Annotated in this window: 16 protein-coding genes; 14 read left to right on the top strand and 2 right to left on the bottom strand. The window is 63.9% G+C overall.

The window, feature by feature from the left end; all coding sequences use genetic code 11:
* Window positions 1-28: 28 nt before the first annotated feature.
* Window positions 29-823, bottom strand: coding sequence for an enoyl-CoA hydratase-related protein (locus QM716_RS08490; protein ID WP_283303728.1), 795 nt, complete (start codon window positions 821-823; stop codon window positions 29-31).
* Between the two features lie 132 nt (window positions 824-955).
* Entirely contained in the window at window positions 956-1147 is a 192-nt protein-coding gene (rpmB, locus tag QM716_RS08495; RefSeq protein ID WP_003942669.1) for a 50S ribosomal protein L28, read from the bottom strand.
* 333 nt (window positions 1148-1480) lie between these two features.
* Here rpmB and QM716_RS08500 point away from each other — a divergent pair, with 333 nt between their 5' ends.
* The 14 genes from QM716_RS08500 to smc all read left to right on the top strand — a co-directional run bounded on the left by QM716_RS08500 (window position 1481) and on the right by smc (window position 18997).
* On the top strand, window positions 1481-3262 hold the full coding sequence (locus QM716_RS08500; protein WP_502941983.1) for a DAK2 domain-containing protein: 1782 nt from the start codon (window positions 1481-1483) through the stop codon (window positions 3260-3262).
* Window positions 3263-3335: 73 nt separating this feature from the next.
* Window positions 3336-5597 (top strand): ATP-dependent DNA helicase RecG, encoded by a 2262-nt coding sequence (gene recG, locus QM716_RS08505; RefSeq protein ID WP_283303729.1) that lies wholly within the window; start codon window positions 3336-3338, stop codon window positions 5595-5597.
* Between the two features lie 120 nt (window positions 5598-5717).
* Window positions 5718-9122, top strand: coding sequence for a pyruvate carboxylase (locus QM716_RS08510; protein ID WP_283303730.1), 3405 nt, complete (start codon window positions 5718-5720; stop codon window positions 9120-9122).
* Window positions 9119-9685, top strand: a complete 567-nt coding sequence (rsmD, locus tag QM716_RS08515) for a 16S rRNA (guanine(966)-N(2))-methyltransferase RsmD (RefSeq protein WP_283303731.1) — start codon at window positions 9119-9121, stop codon at window positions 9683-9685. Before QM716_RS08510 ends, rsmD begins: the two co-directional genes overlap by 4 nt.
* A complete protein-coding gene (coaD, locus tag QM716_RS08520) occupies window positions 9682-10176 on the top strand; it encodes a pantetheine-phosphate adenylyltransferase (protein ID WP_283303732.1) in 495 nt (164 codons plus the stop codon). The genes rsmD and coaD overlap by 4 nt, the downstream gene beginning before the upstream one ends.
* A gap of 131 nt (window positions 10177-10307) precedes the next feature.
* Window positions 10308-11069, top strand: a complete 762-nt coding sequence (locus QM716_RS08525) for a DivIVA domain-containing protein (RefSeq protein WP_283303987.1) — start codon at window positions 10308-10310, stop codon at window positions 11067-11069.
* Window positions 11070-11258: 189 nt separating this feature from the next.
* Window positions 11259-11819 (top strand): YceD family protein, encoded by a 561-nt coding sequence (locus tag QM716_RS08530; RefSeq protein ID WP_283303733.1) that lies wholly within the window; start codon window positions 11259-11261, stop codon window positions 11817-11819.
* A gap of 2 nt (window positions 11820-11821) precedes the next feature.
* On the top strand, window positions 11822-12004 hold the full coding sequence (gene rpmF / locus QM716_RS08535; RefSeq protein WP_007729318.1) for a 50S ribosomal protein L32: 183 nt from the start codon (window positions 11822-11824) through the stop codon (window positions 12002-12004).
* 19 nt (window positions 12005-12023) lie between these two features.
* Complete coding sequence (gene rnc, locus QM716_RS08540) at window positions 12024-12797, top strand: ribonuclease III (protein WP_283303734.1); 774 nt, start codon at window positions 12024-12026, stop codon at window positions 12795-12797.
* 8 nt (window positions 12798-12805) lie between these two features.
* Window positions 12806-13675: a bifunctional DNA-formamidopyrimidine glycosylase/DNA-(apurinic or apyrimidinic site) lyase gene (mutM, locus tag QM716_RS08545; RefSeq protein ID WP_283303735.1), complete on the top strand. Its 870-nt coding sequence runs from the start codon at window positions 12806-12808 to the stop codon at window positions 13673-13675.
* 42 nt (window positions 13676-13717) lie between these two features.
* The gene (locus tag QM716_RS08550) at window positions 13718-14170 is read left to right on the top strand and encodes an OsmC family protein (protein WP_283303736.1); all 453 of its coding nucleotides are present in this window, start codon (window positions 13718-13720) and stop codon (window positions 14168-14170) included.
* On the top strand, window positions 14170-15093 hold the full coding sequence (locus QM716_RS08555; RefSeq protein ID WP_283303737.1) for an SMP-30/gluconolactonase/LRE family protein: 924 nt from the start codon (window positions 14170-14172) through the stop codon (window positions 15091-15093). Before QM716_RS08550 ends, QM716_RS08555 begins: the two co-directional genes overlap by 1 nt.
* A gap of 5 nt (window positions 15094-15098) precedes the next feature.
* Entirely contained in the window at window positions 15099-15383 is a 285-nt protein-coding gene (locus tag QM716_RS08560; RefSeq protein ID WP_283303738.1) for an acylphosphatase, read from the top strand.
* 26 nt (window positions 15384-15409) lie between these two features.
* Window positions 15410-18997, top strand: a complete 3588-nt coding sequence (smc, locus tag QM716_RS08565) for a chromosome segregation protein SMC (RefSeq protein ID WP_283303739.1) — start codon at window positions 15410-15412, stop codon at window positions 18995-18997.
* The last annotated feature ends 33 nt before the right edge of the window (window positions 18998-19030 follow it).

Raw genomic sequence — 19030 nt, forward strand, 5'->3', positions numbered from 1 at the left:
TGACGCGACGTTCGGCACGGCAATTCGACTACGCCTGCTTTGCGGACGTGAAATCGGGGCGACGCTTGTCGACGAATGCGTCGACACCCTCACGGCCGATGGGGCTGTTCGCCGCGATGGCGATGGACGCGGCTTCGGCGTCGAGTTGCTCGGCGAGCGAGTTCGTCCGCGAGGAACGCAGCAGCGCTTTGATTCCCGAGTACGCCGTGCTCGGCCCGTTGGCCAAGGCGCGAGCGAGGCGGGCTGCCTCTTCCTGAACCTCGTCGTCGCCGACGAGTCGGGTGAGGATCCCCAGCCGGACGGCTTCGTCGCCACCGATCACCGAATCGTTGAGAATAATCTCGCGAGCGCGTGCCACACCGACGATGCGTGGAAGCGTCCACGACATTCCGCCGTCCGGGGTGAAACCGATGGACGGGTAGGCGGGGCGAAGCTTGGTGCCGGTGCCGCCGATTGCGACGTCGGCGAGGCAGACCAGGCTCATTCCGGCACCGGCAGCCCATCCGTGGACTCCGGCCACCACCGGAGCGGTCGCGGCGTCGAGCGCGCGAACGAATACGTGGAAAACGCGGGCAACTTCGGCCACGTACTCGCCGCGGTCGGGGGCTGCGGCGAACGCACGGACGTTGCCTCCGGCACAGAAGTTTGCGCCCTCGCCAACCAGAAGGATGCTCCCGATGTCGTTTCCGACTGTCTCGAGCGCCTGCGCGCCCTGAACCAGTCCTTCGTCGTCGAGGGAGGTGCCGTTGGCGGCGGTGGAAATGGTGATGCGGAGTACACCCTCGTCGAGGGTCACCTTGCTCAGATCATCGATGGAAGTCACTCAACGCACATTACGGGTGTCTGACAACCATACGAACAGGGGGACAGGACTACAACGAAGCGCATAGATACAGCTCTGCCCCCGTCACCGAAGTGACGGGGGCAGAGCCTGCAATAGTTTGTGCTCGGGCAATCAGCCCCGAGCGACCTTGCCTGCCTTCAGGCAGGAGGTGCACACGTTGACCTTACGGGTGTTACCCGGGGCAACCTCGGTACGAACAGACTGAATGTTCGGGTTCCAGCGACGATTGGTACGCCGGTGCGAGTGCGAGACCGACTTACCGAAGCCGGGCCCCTTGGCGCATACGTCGCAGACGGCAGCCATAGTCGCGAACTCCTTGTTAGAAATGAATATTGAAGTGGTTACCCTACACGGTAGGGCAGCCAGAATTACAATCCGAATATACTCGACTTCGAACCGATCCTTGACCGCTCACTGTGCAGCCGAACGTGAAAACAGTCAATCAGCAACAAACAAAGTGCAGCATTATTTCGTGTAGCCCGTTCGAGGCAACCGTGTAAGAGTAACCGCTTCCGGCCCGAATGGCCAAACCGCCCGGTAATGACGGTTGCGCAGAAGCGTCGGACTACCCTCGACTGCACCGATCACCGATCTCTTTTTCATCGTCAGTCTTTCCATCGTCGAGGGGAACCGTCAGTGGGGGAAGTGCAGCGAGTCGCCGACGATGGCCGAAAGCCGGGCGCCGACGATGGCCGAAAGCCGGGCGCCGGCGATGGCCGAAAGCCGGGCGCCGGCGAAGCGGAATCCGTCGCGGACGGACATCTGCTGCGGCGCTGGGCCCGCCGGGCCGTCGACAGCCTCCAGAAACGTCGCGGAGAGATCAACAGCCTCAACGTCTTTCCCATCCCTGATTCGGATACCGGCACCAATCTGTTGTTCACGATGCGGGCGGCGCTCGATTCCGCCGAGACGATCGAGGACGACGTCTGCAGTGCGGGCCGCGTCGCCAACGCTCTGGCTCGGGGCGCGGTCTCCGGCGCCCGGGGTAATTCCGGAGTGATCCTCTCCCAAGTGATCCGGGGTATCGCCGAGAGTGTTCAAGGCGAGCACATCGACGGCCGCAGCTTCGCGAACTCACTGACTACGGCGACGACGCTGGCCTCTCGGGCCGTCTCCGATCTGGTGGAAGGCACCATCGTCACGGTTCTGCGCGCATCGGGAGAAGCAGCGCAGGAGTGCGTCGACACCAGGACGCCGAGCGGCGAGGATCTTGCATCCGTAGTTTCCGCCGCTGCCGACGCCGCTGCGGTCGCACTGAACAAGACGCCGGAGCAACTGGACGTTCTGGCGTCGGCCGGGGTGGTCGATGCCGGGGGATTCGGTCTCGTTCTGATCCTCGACGCTTTTGTCGAGGTGGTGACCGGGAAGTCTCAGGTCCGCGAGGATCTGGGAACACCGGACCTGCGCTCGACCTCCCTGGTCGATGTCAGCGCTTTCGATCACGATTGGGCTCACAAGAGCCCGATCGAATGTGGTGATCACTCGGAGCAGGATTTCGAGGTCATGTACCTCGTCGACGACTCCGACGACGACCGGATGGCGGCGCTGCGCACGCGACTCTCCGTCCTCGGGGATTCGACGGTCATCGTCAGCGACGGCTTCGGCGGCTGGTCCGTGCACGTACATTGCTGCGATGCCGGCGCGGCCGTGGAAGCAGGCCTCGAGGCCGGAAAGGTTCACGGCATTCGCATCAGCAGTTTTCTCGTCGACGAACGCGACCAGCTGGTGGCACGGGCGGAGAGGCGATTCCCGGGCGCCGGCGCCCGCGGCGTTCTGGCCGTCGTTGCCGGTGTCAGTGCGGCGGCGTTGTTCGAGAGTGAGGGCGCGACGGTTCTTCGATGCGACGATGCGCCGGTGACACGCGCGCAGCTGCTCGGCCGCATTCGTCAGATGGAGCGAAGCGAAGTCCTGGTGCTGCCGAACGGAGCTTTGACCGCGCAGGAACTGGTCGCAGTCAGTGCCGCTGCACGCGATCCGCTTCACCAGGTTCTGCTGCTGTCGACGTCGTCGATGGTGCAGGGCTTGGCCGCCCTCGCTGTTCACGACGCCCAGCGCAACGTCGCCGACGACGGCTTCACGATGTCCGAGGCTGCAGCTGCGACGCGTTGGGGATCGTTGCGTATTGCCGTCGAGCGCTCGCTGACCTACGTCGGGACGTGTGATCCGGGTGATGCGATCGGGTTGATGGGTCACGAGGTGGTGCTCATCGGTCCCGACGTCGCGGAGTCGAGTGCTCGACTGGTCGATCTTGCGCTCGGATCCGGCGGTGAACTCGTGACCCTTCTCATGGGTGCCGACGCACCGAACGACCTGGCAGCACAGTTGGAGGCCCACGTGATCGCGCACCACCCGGGCGTGGACGTACTCGTGTATCAGGGTGATCAGCCCGGCGACCTGTTCCAGTTGGGCGTGGAGTGATCGGACCGAGTCTGTCGGTGACTGCTGATATACGAACACCTGTGCTTACCGCGATACTGTGCTGGAGGAACTGATGGCGACGCTCGCCGACCCACTCGATCGGCTGCTGGGAAAGAAGACCGCGGACGCGCTCGACGAGGCATTCGAGATCCGGAATGTCGAGGACTTGCTGCGTCACTACCCACACCGGTACGCGTCGGCAGGTAAGGAACTTGCCGAGAAGGAGCCGCCCGAAGGTGAGCACATCACCATCATCGCGCGGGTGGCGTCGGCAGCCGTCGTGAAGATGAAGAACCGTCCGGGACAGATGCTGAGAGTCTCGCTCGCGACCGATTCGCAGACCGTCGACGTCACGTTCTTCAATCCGCAGAAGGTGCGTCACGTCGTCAAGCCCGGCGTGCGTGCGATGTTCTCCGGGACGGTGAAGTACTTCCGCGGAAAGTGGTCTCTCACTCATCCGAGCTACCTGATCCTCCCGGAACCTCGTGTCGGCGAGGAGGATTCGGTGGTTCCCCTGGCATCCATCAAGGGGGCCGGCGACCTTGCCGGTCTGGCTCGCGCAAATCAGGACCACGGCGCCGAACTCGATCTCTCCGTCTTCGACCGCGCATTGATCCCGCTGTATCCGGCGACCCGCGAGGTCGAGAGTTGGACCATCATGCGGTGCGTGCGACAGGTGCTCGACCAACTCGATCCGATCGAGGAGCCGTTGCCTGACGAGACCCGGGCCGAGCACGGATTCATCGGCTTGGACGAAGCGCTGCGCATCGTTCACCTTCCCGATACCAAGGAAGACATCGAACGAGCACAGGATCGTCTGCGCTTCGACGAGGCTCTGTCTCTGCAGTTGGTCCTCGCGATGCGTCGTCATGACAACTCCGAGCGTGTAGCTCCGGCTTGCGCTCCGGTGGCAGGCGGGATCGCGGACCAGTTCGAGGAGATGCTCCCGTTCACTCTGACGGAGGGACAGCAAGCGGTCGCGGAGGAGATCTCCAGCGACCTTGCCCGCCCACGCCCGATGAGCAGGCTTCTTCAGGGCGAGGTCGGGTCCGGCAAGACGATCGTGGCCTTGCGCGCGATGTTGCAGGTCGTCGACGCGGGCTATCAGTGCGCGCTACTCGCACCCACCGAGGTCCTCGCCAATCAGCACGCGCGATCACTGCGCAAGATGATGGGTCCGCTTGCCGCTGGTGGTGAGCTCGGTTCGGCCGAACACTCCACCCGTATCGCTCTTCTGACCGGTTCGCTGCCTGTGGCCGCGAAACGCGCAGCGCTGCTCGAAGCTGTGACCGGCGACGCCGGGATCGTCATCGGTACCCATGCGCTCATCCAGGACAACGTAGAGTTCTTCAACCTCGGCATGGTCGTGGTCGACGAGCAGCACCGCTTCGGCGTCGAGCAACGTGATCAGTTGCGATCGCGGGCACGTGAAGGTCTGAGTCCGCATCTGCTGGTGATGACGGCAACGCCCATTCCGCGAACCATCGCCATGACCGTGCTCGGCGACCTCGAGGTATCGACCCTGCGGGAGCTACCGCGTGGGCGCACCCCGATCAAGAGCAATGTCGTGCCCGTGAAGCAGAAGCCGCAGTGGGTGGATCGCGCGTGGGAACGAATTCGGGAGGACGTTGCCGACGGCCGTCAGGCGTATGTCGTGTGCTCGCGGATCGGCGACGGTGAGCAGGGCGCAGGCGAAGACCAGTTCACCGAGGAGAAGCAGCCGGAGACCAAGTCGGCGGTCGACGTCTTCGAGGAGCTGTCGAGTGGCCCGCTGGCCGATCTGCGAGTCGGATTGCTGCACGGTCGACTGCCTTCCGACGAAAAAGACGTCGTCATGAGCGCGTTCAACGTCGGTGACATCGACGTCCTTGTCTGCACGACCGTCGTCGAAGTCGGTGTGGACGTCCCGAACGCGACGGTGATGGTGATCGTCGACGCCGAGCGGTTCGGTGTCAGTCAGCTCCATCAGCTGCGTGGTCGTGTCGGCCGAGGAAAGCACCAGGGACTGTGCATCCTCGTCACCGGAAGCAATCCCGGCGGGCCGGCATACGAGCGACTATCCGCGGTGGCCGCGACCAACGACGGGTTCGAACTGGCTCAACTCGACCTCGCGACCAGACGCGAAGGCGACATCCTCGGAGCGGCGCAGTCGGGCACGACCTCGAACCTGCGGCTGCTTTCTCTCATGGCACATGGAGACATCCTCGAATCCGCCCGGGAGTTCGCCCAGGGAATCGTCGACGCCGATCCATCGCTCGACGGTCATCCCGCCCTGGCTTCCATGGTGACCGCCGCGCTGGACTCCGACCGGATCGAGTACCTCGAGAAGTCGTGACGGGTATGACGACAAGCTGAAATCGAATAGCACGAGGACCGCCGGGTTGGTTTCTCGATTCAGTCCGAAATATGAGACTCCGCATGTAGACGCAAGATGAAATCGGGGTAGTTTTCTCGAATGTTCTCCAAAGTGCTCGTCGCGAACCGCGGCGAAATTGCGATCCGTGCCTTCCGCGCCGCCTACGAACTAGGTGCCGGAACCGTCGCGGTGTTCCCGTACGAGGATCGGAACTCGATCCACCGTCTCAAGGCAGACGAGAGCTACCAGATCGGGGAGAAGGGTCACCCCGTTCGCGCGTATCTCTCGGTCGAGGAAATCGTCGCCGCCGCCAAGAGCGCCGGAGCCGACGCCATCTACCCCGGTTACGGTTTCCTCTCCGAGAACCCGGATCTGTCGGCGGCGTGCGCCGAGGCAGGCATCAAGTTCGTCGGTCCCTCCGCGGAGATCCTCGAGTTGACCGGTAACAAGGCACGCGCCATCGCCGCGGCCAAGGCCGCCGGTCTCCCGGTGCTCGCGTCTTCGGAGCCGTCAGCGGACATCGACGAGCTGCTCGCCGCAGCCGAGGACATGACCTTCCCGATCTTCGTCAAGGCTGTCGCCGGCGGCGGCGGACGCGGAATGCGCCGCGTTGCGGAACGCTCACAGCTCAAGGAATCGATCGAAGCCGCAGCGCGCGAAGCGGAGTCGGCCTTCGGCGATTCGACGGTGTTCCTCGAGCAGGCCGTCATCGATCCCCGCCACATCGAAGTGCAGATCCTCGCCGACGAGCAGGGCAACGTCATCCACCTCTTCGAGCGTGACTGCTCGCTGCAGCGTCGCCACCAGAAGGTGATCGAGCTTGCTCCGGCCCCCAACCTCTCGGAAGAGTTGCGCGCCAAGATCTGTGCCGACGCCGTCGCTTTCGCGAAGGAGATCGGGTACACGTGCGCCGGCACTGTCGAGTTCCTCCTCGACAAGCGCGGCAACCACGTCTTCATCGAGATGAACCCGCGAATTCAGGTGGAGCACACCGTCACCGAAGAAGTGACGGACGTGGACTTGGTCCAGTCGCAGCTCAAGATCGCGTCCGGTTCGACGCTTGCAGATCTGGGTCTGTCACAGGACACGATCAAGCTGCGCGGCGCGGCGCTGCAGTGCCGCATCACGACCGAGGATCCGGCCAACGGATTCCGCCCGGACACGGGCCGGATCACCGCGTACCGCACCCCGGGCGGCGCCGGTATCCGCCTTGACGGCGGCGCGACGCTCGGTGCCGAGGTCGGTGCGTACTTCGACTCGATGCTGGTCAAGCTCACCTGTCGCGGTCGCGACCTCGAAGCCGCTGTCGCGAGGGCTCGCCGCGCGGTCACCGAGTTCCGTATTCGTGGCGTCTCGACCAACATTCCGTTCCTGCAGGCGGTTCTCGACGACCCCGACTTCCGGGCCGGACGTGTGACGACCTCCTTCATCGAGGAACGTCCCCAGCTGCTGACCCTGCGTTCCTCCGCCGACCGCGGCACCAAGATTCTGACCTACCTCGCCGATGTGACGGTCAACAAGCCGCACGGCGAGCGCCCCTCTTCGGTGTACCCGCAGGACAAGCTGCCCAAGATCGATCTTTCGACGCCGCCGCCCGCCGGCAGCCGCCAGCGCCTGCTCGAACTCGGTCCCGAAGGTTTCGCTAAGGCGCTGCGCGAGCAGAGGGCCGTCGGCGTCACCGACACCACCTTCCGTGACGCGCATCAGTCGTTGTTGGCCACGCGGGTTCGAACCAGCGGACTGCTCGGAGTTGCCGGGCACGTCGCGCGGTTGACGCCGGAACTGCTCTCGATCGAAGCCTGGGGAGGCGCGACCTACGATGTGGGACTTCGCTTTCTGCACGAGGATCCGTGGTACCGGCTCGCCGCGCTCCGTGAAGCGGTCCCGAACATCTGCCTCCAGATGCTTCTTCGCGGACGAAACACGGTGGGCTACACGCCCTATCCTGAGAAGGTCACGCGCGCGTTCGTTCAGGAAGCCACCGATACCGGCATCGACATCTTCCGAATCTTCGACGCGCTCAACAACGTCGACCAGATGCGCCCTGCCATCGACGCGGTGCGTGAGACGGGAACGGCTCTCGCCGAGGTGGCGCTGAGCTACACCGGAGATCTGTCGGATCCGAACGAAACTCTGTACACGCTCGACTACTACCTGAAGTTGGCAGAAGAGATCGTCGATGCCGGCGCTCACGTGCTCGCGATCAAGGACATGGCCGGCCTGCTGCGCGCTCCGGCGGCCACCAAGCTGGTGACGGCGCTGCGCAGCAACTTCGATCTGCCGGTTCACGTTCACACGCACGACACCCCCGGTGGACAGTTGGCCACGTACTTCGCAGCGTGGCAGGCGGGCGCCGACGCAGTCGACGGTGCTTCGGCGGCACTGGCCGGAACCACCAGCCAGCCTGCGCTCTCGGCCATCGTCGCCGCTGCTGCGCACTCCGAGTTCGACACCGGACTGAACCTGCAGAACGTGTGCGACCTCGAGCCGTATTGGGAGGCGCTGCGAAAGGTGTACGCGCCCTTCGAATCCGGGCTACCGGCCCCGACGGGGCGCGTGTACACGCACGAGATCCCGGGTGGTCAGCTCTCCAACCTCCGGACCCAGGCCGTTGCTCTCGGCCTCGGCGACCGGTTCGAAGAGGTCGAAGCCAAGTACGCCGACGCAGACCGCATGCTCGGGCATCTGGTGAAGGTGACGCCGTCGTCGAAGGTCGTCGGCGACCTCGCGCTCCATCTTGTCGGTGCCGGTGTGCCTTCGGAGGAGTTCGCCGCAGATCCGGCGAAGTTCGACATCCCTGACTCCGTGGTCGGCTTCCTGCGCGGCGAACTCGGTACGCCGCCCGGTGGCTGGCCGGAACCGTTCCGCAGCAAGGCGCTCGAAGGACGTGGCCAGGCCAAGCCCGAAGCGACGCTCTCCGCCGAGGACGAGGTGCTGCTCGAGGGCTCGTCGAAGGACCGTCAGGCGACGCTGAACCGTCTGCTCTTCCCTGGCCCGACAAAGGAATTCCTCGAGCACCGCGAGAAGTACGGTGACACGTCGCGGCTGTCGGCGAACCAGTTCTTCTACGGTCTGCGGCGCGGCGACGAACACCGCGTCGAATTGACTCCCGGAGTGGAACTGATCATCGGTCTCGAAGCCATCTCCGAGCCCGACGAGCGCGGCTACCGCACTGTCATGTGCATCCTGAACGGCCAGTTGCGTCCGGTCTCGATCCGCGATCGCTCCATTGCCAGTGACGTGCCGGCGGCGGAGAAGGCCGACAAGAACAACCCGGGCCACGTGGCGGCACCGTTCGCGGGCGTCGTGACGCTCGCGGTCAAGGAAGGCCAGAAAATCGAGGCCGGCGACACCGTGGCCACGATCGAAGCGATGAAGATGGAGGCAGCGATCACCTCTCCGCGTGCCGGCGTCGTTTCGCGTATCGCGATCAGCGCTGTTCAGCAGGTCGAGGGCGGAGACCTGCTGGTAGTCGTCTCGACGGGGGAGAGCGCCGCAGAGTGACTCGCATCATCTCGGGACTCGCGGGCGGTCGACGCCTGCGGGTCCCGCCGAGCGGGACCCGTCCGACGTCGGATCGGGTTCGCGAGGCGTTGTTCAGTGCTCTCGAAGCGCGCATCGATCTCGAAGGGTGCGCGGTTCTCGACCTCTTCGCGGGTTCGGGTGCCCTCGGCCTCGAAGCGCTCTCACGCGGAGCCGAGCACGTCGTTCTCGTGGAATCCGATGCCAAAGCCGCTGCCGTCATCAAGGCGAACATCGGCACTGTCGCGTTGCCGGGGGCGACGGTTCGCGCCGCTCCGGTCGCGGCCGTGGTGTCGGGGCCGAGCGCGCGGGAATACGACATAGTCATCGCCGACCCGCCGTATGCGGTGACCGACGAGGCTGTCTTGTCCATGCTCACTGATCTGCAGGCCAACAAATGGGTGGGGGAGGGCACGATCGTGGTACTCGAACGTTCGTCGCGCTCGCCGGAGACCGTGTGGCCGCAGGGCTACGAGCCGATCAAGGCGAAGAACTACGGTGAAGCCCGCATCGAGCTGGCCACCTGCTACGGTCTGGACTCATGACTGGCGCCGTCTGCCCCGGATCCTTCGACCCTGTGACCAACGGTCACCTCGACGTAATCGGAAGAGTTGCTGCGCAATTCGACGAGGTCGTGGTCACCGTGCTGATCAACAAGAGCAAGCGTGGCATGTTCACGATCGACGAGCGGATCGAGATGCTCGAAGACGCGACGAGTCACCTGCCCAACGTTCGGGTCACGTCGTGGCACGGACTGTTGGTCGACTACGCAAAACAAGAAGGCCTCAGCGCGATCGTCAAGGGTCTGCGCGGCGCGAACGACTTCGATTACGAGCTGCAGATGGCTCAGATGAATCAGAAGCTCACAGGCGTCGACACGCTCTTCGTCGCCACGAATCCGACCTACAGCTACCTGTCGAGTTCTCTGGTGAAGGAAGTTGCGACCTTCGGCGGCGATGTCTCCGACATGCTTCCGGCCAAGGTGCATTCTCGGCTACTCGCGCGTATCGCCGAACGAGCAGCAGAAAGCAGCTGATCCCCGACACACCGACCACGACGACACCCCGTTGGCCGTTCTTCCGGCAAACTTGGACAGGAACGGGCACAGGTCCGAGTGGACCGGTGACGATGTGGGCCGAATTCGGCCGGTAGAGATTGGGGTTGCTTGTGTACCGCGTATTCGAGGCACTGGACGAACTGGTCGCAATTGTCGAAGAGGCGCGCGGTGTTCCCATGACCGCGGGGTGTGTTGTGCCTCGCGGCGACGTGCTCGAGCTTCTCGACGACGTCCGAGACGCAATTCCGAGCGAGCTGGACGACGCTCAGGACGTCCTCGATCATCGGGACAAATTGGTCGGTGACGCGCGGGCCAACGCGGAGAAGACGGTCAGCAGCGCCAACGCCGAGGCGACGTCGACTGTGGAGAACGCACGCGACGACGCCGACCGCATTCTGTCCGACGCCAAGGCTCAGGCCGATCGCATGGTTGCCGAAGCACGTGCACACGCCGATCAGTTGGTCGAGGACGCAGAAGCAGAAGCGGAACGGACTGTCACGGACGGCCGTCGTGAGTACGACGCAGTGACCGGACGGGCTCGTACCGAGGCCGATCGGATGATCGAGTCGGGCCAGGCCTCGTACGACCATTCGGTGGCCGAGGGAACGGCAGAGCAGGCTCGTCTGGTCTCGCAGACCGAGGTTGTCCAGACTGCCCACGCGGAATCCGCGCGGGTGATCGACGCCGCTCACGCCGAGTCCGATCGGATGCGGTCGGAGTGCGACCTGTACGTCGACACCAAGTTGGCCGAGTTCGAGGAGTTCCTCACGGGAACCGTTCGATCGGTCGGTCGTGGTCGTCAGCAGCTTCGATCGGGTTCGGGAGTTCCCGATTACCAGGACGACGATCGTCGTTCGGAGCGGCGCCGCTAGAGCGGATCAGACAGTCGAGGGTGGGTCGTCCGATATGGGGCGGCCCACTTTTTCGTGGATGGAATTGGGATTTGCCTAATAGCTGCCGTATTGTGGAGTGGTTGCCCATACCAGTTTCAACAGTTAGGTGAGTTCTCTTTGTCAACGCATCGTCGTAGTTCGTCGCATCAGTCAAGTGATGCGGGATTTTTGCTGGACACGGTCAAGCTCGGTCGTCGTCCAGGGTCGATGCGTACCGTCGAGAGAACAATTCAGTCCCCGAACCGTATCGGTCTCGATCTGATCGCGATCGAAGCGGGCGCGGACATAGATCTCGATCTTCGTCTCGAAGCAGTGTCCGAAGGTGTTCTTGTCACCGGAAACGTGCACGCACCCACCAAGGGTGAGTGCTCACGGTGCCTCGAACCGTTCACCGACACCGTGGACGTCTATCTCACGGAGTTGTTCGCTTACCCGGACAGCACCACCGAGGAGACGACGGAAGAGGGAGAGGTCTACGCGGTCGAAGACGACGAAATCGACCTCGAACCGGTCATCGTCGATGCAGTCGGGCTGGCGCTTCCGCTCCAGCCTCTGTGCAGTGACGATTGCCTGGGATTGTGCTCAGAATGTGGCATTCGCCTGGCGATTGCGGAATCTGGGCATGGGCATGACATACTTGATCCTCGCTGGGCTGGTCTCGCGGCCAAATTTGGCGTGGAATCAAACACCAGCGAAAATCTTGTGATCACCGAAGCCGAGGAGAAGTAGAAGTGGCTGTCCCCAAGCGCAAAATGTCGCGATCCAACACGCGGTCGCGTCGTAGCCAGTGGAAGACCACTGTGCCCACCCTCGTTACCTGCCCCAACCGTGGCTGTGGCGAGCAGACCCTTCCCCACATCGCATGCCCGTCATGCGGTACTTACAAGGGCCGCCAGGTAACCGCTGCTGTCTAGTTCTCCCCGGAGAAAGACTATGACGAGCGAAAATACAGTTTCAGCCGCCGGCGGCGAGGGCAATCACGACAAGCTCCTCGCCGCTGTCGGCGTAGATATAGAGCCCGGTCTTCTGACCCTCGCTCTCACGCACCGCTCGTACGCGTACGAGAACGGCGGACTGCCCACGAACGAGCGCCTCGAGTTTCTCGGGGATTCCGTTCTCGGCGTCACGGTGACCGAAAATCTCTATCTGTCCCACCCGGACAAATCCGAAGGTGATCTGGCGAAGATCCGTGCCAGCGTGGTCAACATGCATGCACTCGCCGAGGTTGCCAGGACTCTGGGTGAAGGTGGACTCGGAGCGCACCTGCTGCTGGGTAAGGGTGAGGAAATGACGGGCGGCCGTGACAAGCCGTCCATCCTCGCCGACGGTATGGAGTCGATTCTCGGCGCCATCCACCTGCAACACGGCATCGAGACTGCGCGACGCGTTGTTCTCGATCTGTTCGACGATCTACTCACTCGCGCACCGCTTCTGGGCGCGGGTCTGGATTGGAAGACGAGCCTGCAGGAACTGACCGCAGAACACGGTGCCGGAGTTCCCGTCTACGAGATCACCGCTACCGGACCCGATCACGACAAGGAATTCACGGCCACCGTTCTCATCAGTGGCAAGCCCTTGGGTGTCGGCGTCGGTCGTTCCAAGAAGGAAGCCGAGCAGAAGGCAGCAAGTTCGGCATGGAAGACGATGTCGGAAAATGCCGCTGCCAGCGCAGTCGTTGCTGACGACGCGTCTGATCTTGCCGGCTGAGTTCACTCTTGCCTGAGCTTCCCGAAGTCGAAGTCGTTCGCCGCGGCCTGCAGTCTCATGCTGTAGGTGCGGCGATCGAGGCCGTCGAGGTCCTCCATCCCCGCGCGATCAGGCGCCACATTCTCGGTTCCGAGGACTTGATCGGCCAACTCACCGGGCAGACCATCGCTTCGGCAGAGCGTCGTGGCAAGTATCTGTGGCTGGTTCTCGAGCCTGCCGGTGTCGGACTGGTAGTTCATCTCGGGATGAGCGGACAGATGTTGGTCCAACCCCCGACCGTCGACTGGGAAAAGCACCTCCGCATTCGGTTGGCCCTCGATTCCGGAGCTGATCTTCGATTCGTCGATCAGCGAACCTTCGGTGGCTGGTCGATTTCACCTCTCGTCGAGGTCGACGGAACGATGCTGCCCGAGTCGGTGGCGCACATTGCTCGCGATCCCATGGACGTTGCATTCGATCTCGAATCTGTCGTGAAAGTCCTGCGGGGCAAGCACACCGAGATCAAGCGTGCGATTCTCGACCAGACCGTGGTATCCGGGATCGGAAACATCTACGCCGACGAATCATTGTGGCGCGCAAAGATTCACGGCAACCGAATTGCCGAATCCCTCACCAGGCCCAAACTTCGAGAGCTGTTGAACGCAGCGCACGCAGTGATGGGTGAAGCGCTCGATCAGGGCGGTACGTCCTTCGACGCGCTGTACGTGAACGTCAACGGCGAGTCCGGGTACTTCGACCGGTCACTGTCGGCGTACGGTCAGGAAAATCTTCCGTGCCCGCGATGCGGCGCGCCGATCAAGCGTGAGAAGTTCATGAATCGATCGTCGTTCAGTTGCCCGCGGTGTCAGCCGACCCCGAGGGCAAGGCGAATCGCCTAGGTCTCCCGCCCCTCCGGTTCGGCGGAGTGGCAAGATTGCGTCATGGCTGAACAGACTCCCGACAACGCTGCAACCGCCCCGGCTCACACCGAGCTTTGGGTCGAACGCACCGGAACCCGCCTCTACACCGGCAAGAGTTCGCGCGGCGCAGAGGTTCTCATCGGCTCCGAATCGGTGCCAGGAGTCTTCACGCCAGGCGAACTCCTCAAAATCGCACTGGCCGCGTGCACCGGTATGAGCTCCGACTTCCCGATTTCTCGCCGCCTCGGTGACAACTACGACGCGACGGTCCGAGTGTCCGGCGCCGCCGATCGGGAGAACGAGGTCTACCCGCGGCTCGACGAGGTCCTCGAACTCGATCTCAGCGAGTTGGATGCCGAAGCACAGCAGCGCCTCATCACTCTCGTCGAGCGTTCCGTGGACAAGGTATGCACCGTCGGGCGCACTCTCAAGGCCGGAACCAAGGTCACTCTGTCGTTCGACACGGAAGCCTGATGCGCCGCGCGGGCAGCATTGTCGCTGCGATCGCACTGGGTTCCGTTGTGGCAGTGAGTGCTCCGGCGCACGCCTCGGTCCCGGTCGACGTCTCTGCCGGTGGTTGCGGTTCATGGACGTCGAGCGTCGTGACGACTGGCGCCGGCATGCTCGAGAATCTCGAATTCGACGGCAACGGTTCGATGGTGCTGTCGCAGTCGGCTCTGATCGGGCCGGGTGCACTGCTGAAAGTGGCTCCGGGCGGAACACGGACAACTTTGGTCGGTGACGTCACCGGACCTGGCGGGCTGCTCGCGCGTGACGGTTCCGTGTACTTCACCACGGGCAACTCGACTGTCTCGGGACTGTTCGGAATCGCCGACGGCAGCCTTCGCAAGGTCGACGTCGCGGACGGATCGGTGACAACGATTGCCGACGGTCTGGTGATGCCGAACGGGCTTGTGCCGCTGGACGGTAACCGCTTCCTCACCGCTCGCACACTGACCCGGCCGGGCCTGACGGTCATCAACAGTGACGGAACCAGTTCGATTGTTCGTGAGGATCTCGGCACCGTGGACGGCCTCGCACGCTCCGGTTCGACGATCTACGTGACGACGACCTTCGACATGGTGACCGCCGTCCACGTCCTCGACGAACACGATCTGGGCGGAGCAGTGCGGACGATCACGCTCCCCGGGTTCGGTCCGGCAAACATGGCGGACGATCTGACCGTCGGACCGGACGGCGCGCTGTATGTCGCATTCAATGCCGGCGGCAAAGTTGTTCGCGTCGATCCGGATTCGGGATCTTCGTGTGAGATCGCCTCGGGTCTGCCGTTCACATCCGCGGTCAAGTTCGGCGCCGGCCCGGGCTGGGATCCCAACTCTCTTTACACCACCGGTTTCCTCGGCGAGGTTCACCGTCTCGAACGTGTGGCGAGCTGAGCGCCATGGCTGAGACAGCGCCTGTGCGGTTGACGGCGTGGGTTCACGGATACGTTCAAGGCGTCGGGTTTCGGTGGTGGACCCGGGCCCGCGCTCTCGAACTCGGGTTGATCGGATACGCGTCCAATCAGCGTGACGGTCGAGTGCTCGTCGTGGCGGAAGGCGAACGCCCGCAGCTCGAGCGATTGGTGGAGTTGCTGCGCTCGGGGACTACCCCGGGCACGGTGGATCTTGTGGTCGACAGCTGGGACCCCGCCAGGGGCGACCTGACAGGGTTCGTCGAACGCTGACCGGTTTGGCGGTAAAGTTTCCCCCCATGCACCTCAAGAGTCTGACACTCAAGGGATTCAAATCCTTTGCGTCGGCAACGACTCTTCGGTTCGAGCCGGGGATCACCTGTGTCGTCGGCCCCAACGGCTCGGGTAAATCCAACGTCGTCGATGCGTTGACCTGGGTGATGGGCGAGCAGGGCGCCAAGGCACTGCGCGGCGGCAAGATGGAGGACGTCATCTTTGCCGGCACCTCCGGCCGCGCGCCGCTCGGCCGCGCCGAGGTGACCCTGACCATCGACAACGCCGACGGCGCGCTCCCGATCGAGTACTCCGAGGTGTCGATCACGCGCCGGATGTTCCGCGACGGCGCGGGGGAGTACGAGATCAACGGCTCGTCCTGCCGTCTGATGGACGTCCAGGAACTGCTCAGCGACTCCGGTATCGGCCGCGAGATGCACGTCATCGTCGGGCAGGGACGGCTCGCCGCGATCCTCGAATCCCGGCCCGAAGACCGTCGCGCCTTCATCGAAGAAGCAGCGGGAGTCCTCAAACATCGCCGCCGCAAGGAAAAAGCGGTGCGCAAGCTCGATTCCATGCAGGCCAATCTCGCTCGGCTCAGTGACCTCACCGCGGAACTGCGTCGGCAACTCAAACCGCTGGGACGCCAAGCCGAGGTCGCTCGGCGAGCGCAGACGGTCCAGGCCGACCTCCGTGATGCCAAGATGCGGCTGGCCGCTGACGACCTGGTGACCCGTCGAACCCAATTGAACGACCAGGCGCAGGACGAGAAATCGGCCCGCGAACAGCACAACCAGGTGGCGGCCGCGCTGGACGATGCGAACCTCGAACTCGGGCGCCAGGAACAAGCTCTCGCTCGTCTGACTCCGGGATCGGAAGCCGCTGCGCAGAGTTGGTTCCAGCTCTCCGCGCTTGCCGAACGAGTCAACGCCACGGTGCGCATCGCCCGCGAACGTGCACGCCATCTCGACTCCGAACCCGTCGGCAACCGAGGCCAGGACCCGGACGAGATGGAAGCCCGCGCCGAACGTCTTGCTGCCGAGGAAGCCGAACTCCTCGAAGGCGTCGAGATCGCGCGAGCGGCATCGGAAGCAGCTCGTGAGCAGCTGGCAGCCACGGAAGATGCTGCAGCGGAGGCAGAACGGGCGCACATGGCGGAAGTTCGCGCTGTCGCGGATCGACGCGAAGGTCTCGCTCGACTCTCCGGTCAGGTCGACACTCTGCGTACCCGCGTCGAATCCGTCGACGCGGAAGTGTCTCGGCTGACCGAGGCGATCGACGAGGCTCGTCTGCGTGGGGACGCCGCACAGGCCGAGTTCGACACGGTGCAGGAAAGCATCGGGGATCTCGATGCCGGTGAAGTCGGCCTCGACACCAATCACGAACACGCCATCGAAGCTCTCGAGATGATCGACGCGCGCGTCGAAGAACTTCGCGAGGAAGAAAAGACGAGCGGGCAACGCATCGCCTCGCTCCGTGCGCGCATCGAGGCACTGTCGATGGGCTTGCAGCGCAAGGACGGTGGCGGTTGGCTGCTTGAACACCGGCGCGACGACGGCATCACCTCGCTGGCCGGATTGATCCACGTCGAACCCGGCTACGAAGCCGCGATCGCCGCCGCGATGGGGCCGGCAGCGGACGCCGTTGTGGCGCAGTCGCTGAACTCGGCTCGCTCGGCTGTTGCAGCACTGGCCGATCAGGACGGTGGGCGTGCATCACTGATCGTGAGCGGTGAACCGGCGATCAAGCGCGAGGCCGAGATCGCGCCGGGTAGTCGTCACGCCGTCGACGTCATCGACTGCCCCGACGAGTTGCGTGCCGGATTGACCGCCATCCTCGATGGCGTCGTCCTGGTCGACACTCTCGATGACGCGATTCGAGTTGTTACTGACCACAAGGGAATTCGTGCAGTGACGCTATCCGGCGATCTGCACGGTCCGGGGTGGATGATCGGTGGCTCGGATCGGCAACCGAGCACGCTGGAGGTGCAGGCGGCGATCGACGCGTCCGCAGCGGAACTGGCGGCAACGGAGAGCCGATCCGAGGAACTCGATGCTGCGCTGTCCGGCGCTCTGGCCGAACAGGCTGCTCGACGCGAGACCGCGGAGCAGACTCTGGCCGCGCTCAACGAGTCGGACGCCGCCATGTCGGCCATCTACGAGCAGTTGGGCAGATTGGGGCAGGCAGCACGTGTCGCCCACGCGGAATCCGATCGGCTGACCTCCCAGCGGGTGCGTGCCGAGGAGGGGCGCGGTGAGTCGCTGACAAAGCTCGCGGATCTGGAGGAACGACTGCGCGTTGCCGAAACCGACGGCAATGCACCGGGACACGGCGCAGAATCGACCGCTGCCGATCGTGAAATGGCCGCAGCAGCGCTGGCGGAAGTGCGCATCGTCGAAATGGATGCTCGCCTCGCGGTGCGGACCGCCGAAGAACGTGCGGAATCCGTTCGCGGCAAGGCTGATTCGCTTCGCCGCGCCGCGGCCGCCGAACGAGAAGCGCGAATTCGCGCCGAACGGGCTCTGCGCGCCAGGGCGCACGCTGCGGAGGTTGCAGCTGCCGTCGCCGAATCGGGACAGCGTGTGGCGGCCGAACTCGAGGGCGTCGTCGCTGCGGCTCTTGCTCACCGCGACGAGTTGGCTCGGGCTCGCTCCGAGTGCACGGCCAAACTGGATCAGGTCCGCGAGACAGTCCGATCACTGACCGGACAACTCGCTTCGCTCACCGACGCCGTCCATCGCGACGAGGTCGCGAAGGCTCAGGCAGCGTTGCGCATCGAACAACTCGAGGAGTCGATCCTCGATCAGTACGGTATCGGCCTCGACGATCTGATCGCCGAGTACGGACCTGAAGTCGAATTGCCGCCGACGGCACTCGAAATCGAGGAGTACGAACACGCGAAGGAGCGTGGGGAGCAGGTCACCGCGCCCGCTCCGCTTCCGTACGACCGAGCGACTCAGGAACGCCGAGCCAAGCGAGCGGAGAAGGACCTCGCTACCCTCGGCAAGGTCAATCCGCTGGCGCTCGAGGAATTTGCGGCACTCGAGGAGCGGTACACCTTCCTCTCCACTCAGCTCGAGGACGTCAAGACCGCACGCAAGGACCTTCTTGCTGTGGTCGCAGACGTGGACGCACGAATTCTGCAGGTATTCACCGAGGCGTATGCCGATGTCGAGCGTGAGTTCGTGGGAGTGTTCGAGAAATTGTTCCCCGGGGGAGAAGGGCGACTGGTCCTCACCGATCCCTCGGACATGCTCACTACCGGCATCGAAGTCGAGGCGCGTCCGCCCGGCAAGAAGGTCAAGCGGTTGTCGTTGCTGTCGGGCGGCGAGAAGTCGTTGACCGCGGTGGCCATGCTGGTCGCGATCTTCCGGGCTCGCCCCTCCCCGTTCTACGTCATGGACGAGGTGGAGGCGGCATTGGACGACACCAACCTGCGGCGGCTGATCGGACTCTTCGAACAATTGCGGGAGAAGTCGCAGTTGATCGTGATCACCCACCAGAAACCGACCATGGAAATCGCCGACGCGTTGTACGGGGTCAGTATGCGCGGCGACGGCATCACCACAGTGATTTCGCAGCGACTTCGCGGTCAAGACATGGCCTCTACGTAAGCCCTGCTCACTTTCCGGCTCGGAGCCTGAAAC

Origin of the sequence: Rhodococcus sp. IEGM 1409, assembly GCF_030056735.1 — a bacterium.
In the GTDB taxonomy this organism is placed as follows: Bacteria; Actinomycetota; Actinomycetes; order Mycobacteriales; family Mycobacteriaceae; genus Rhodococcus_F.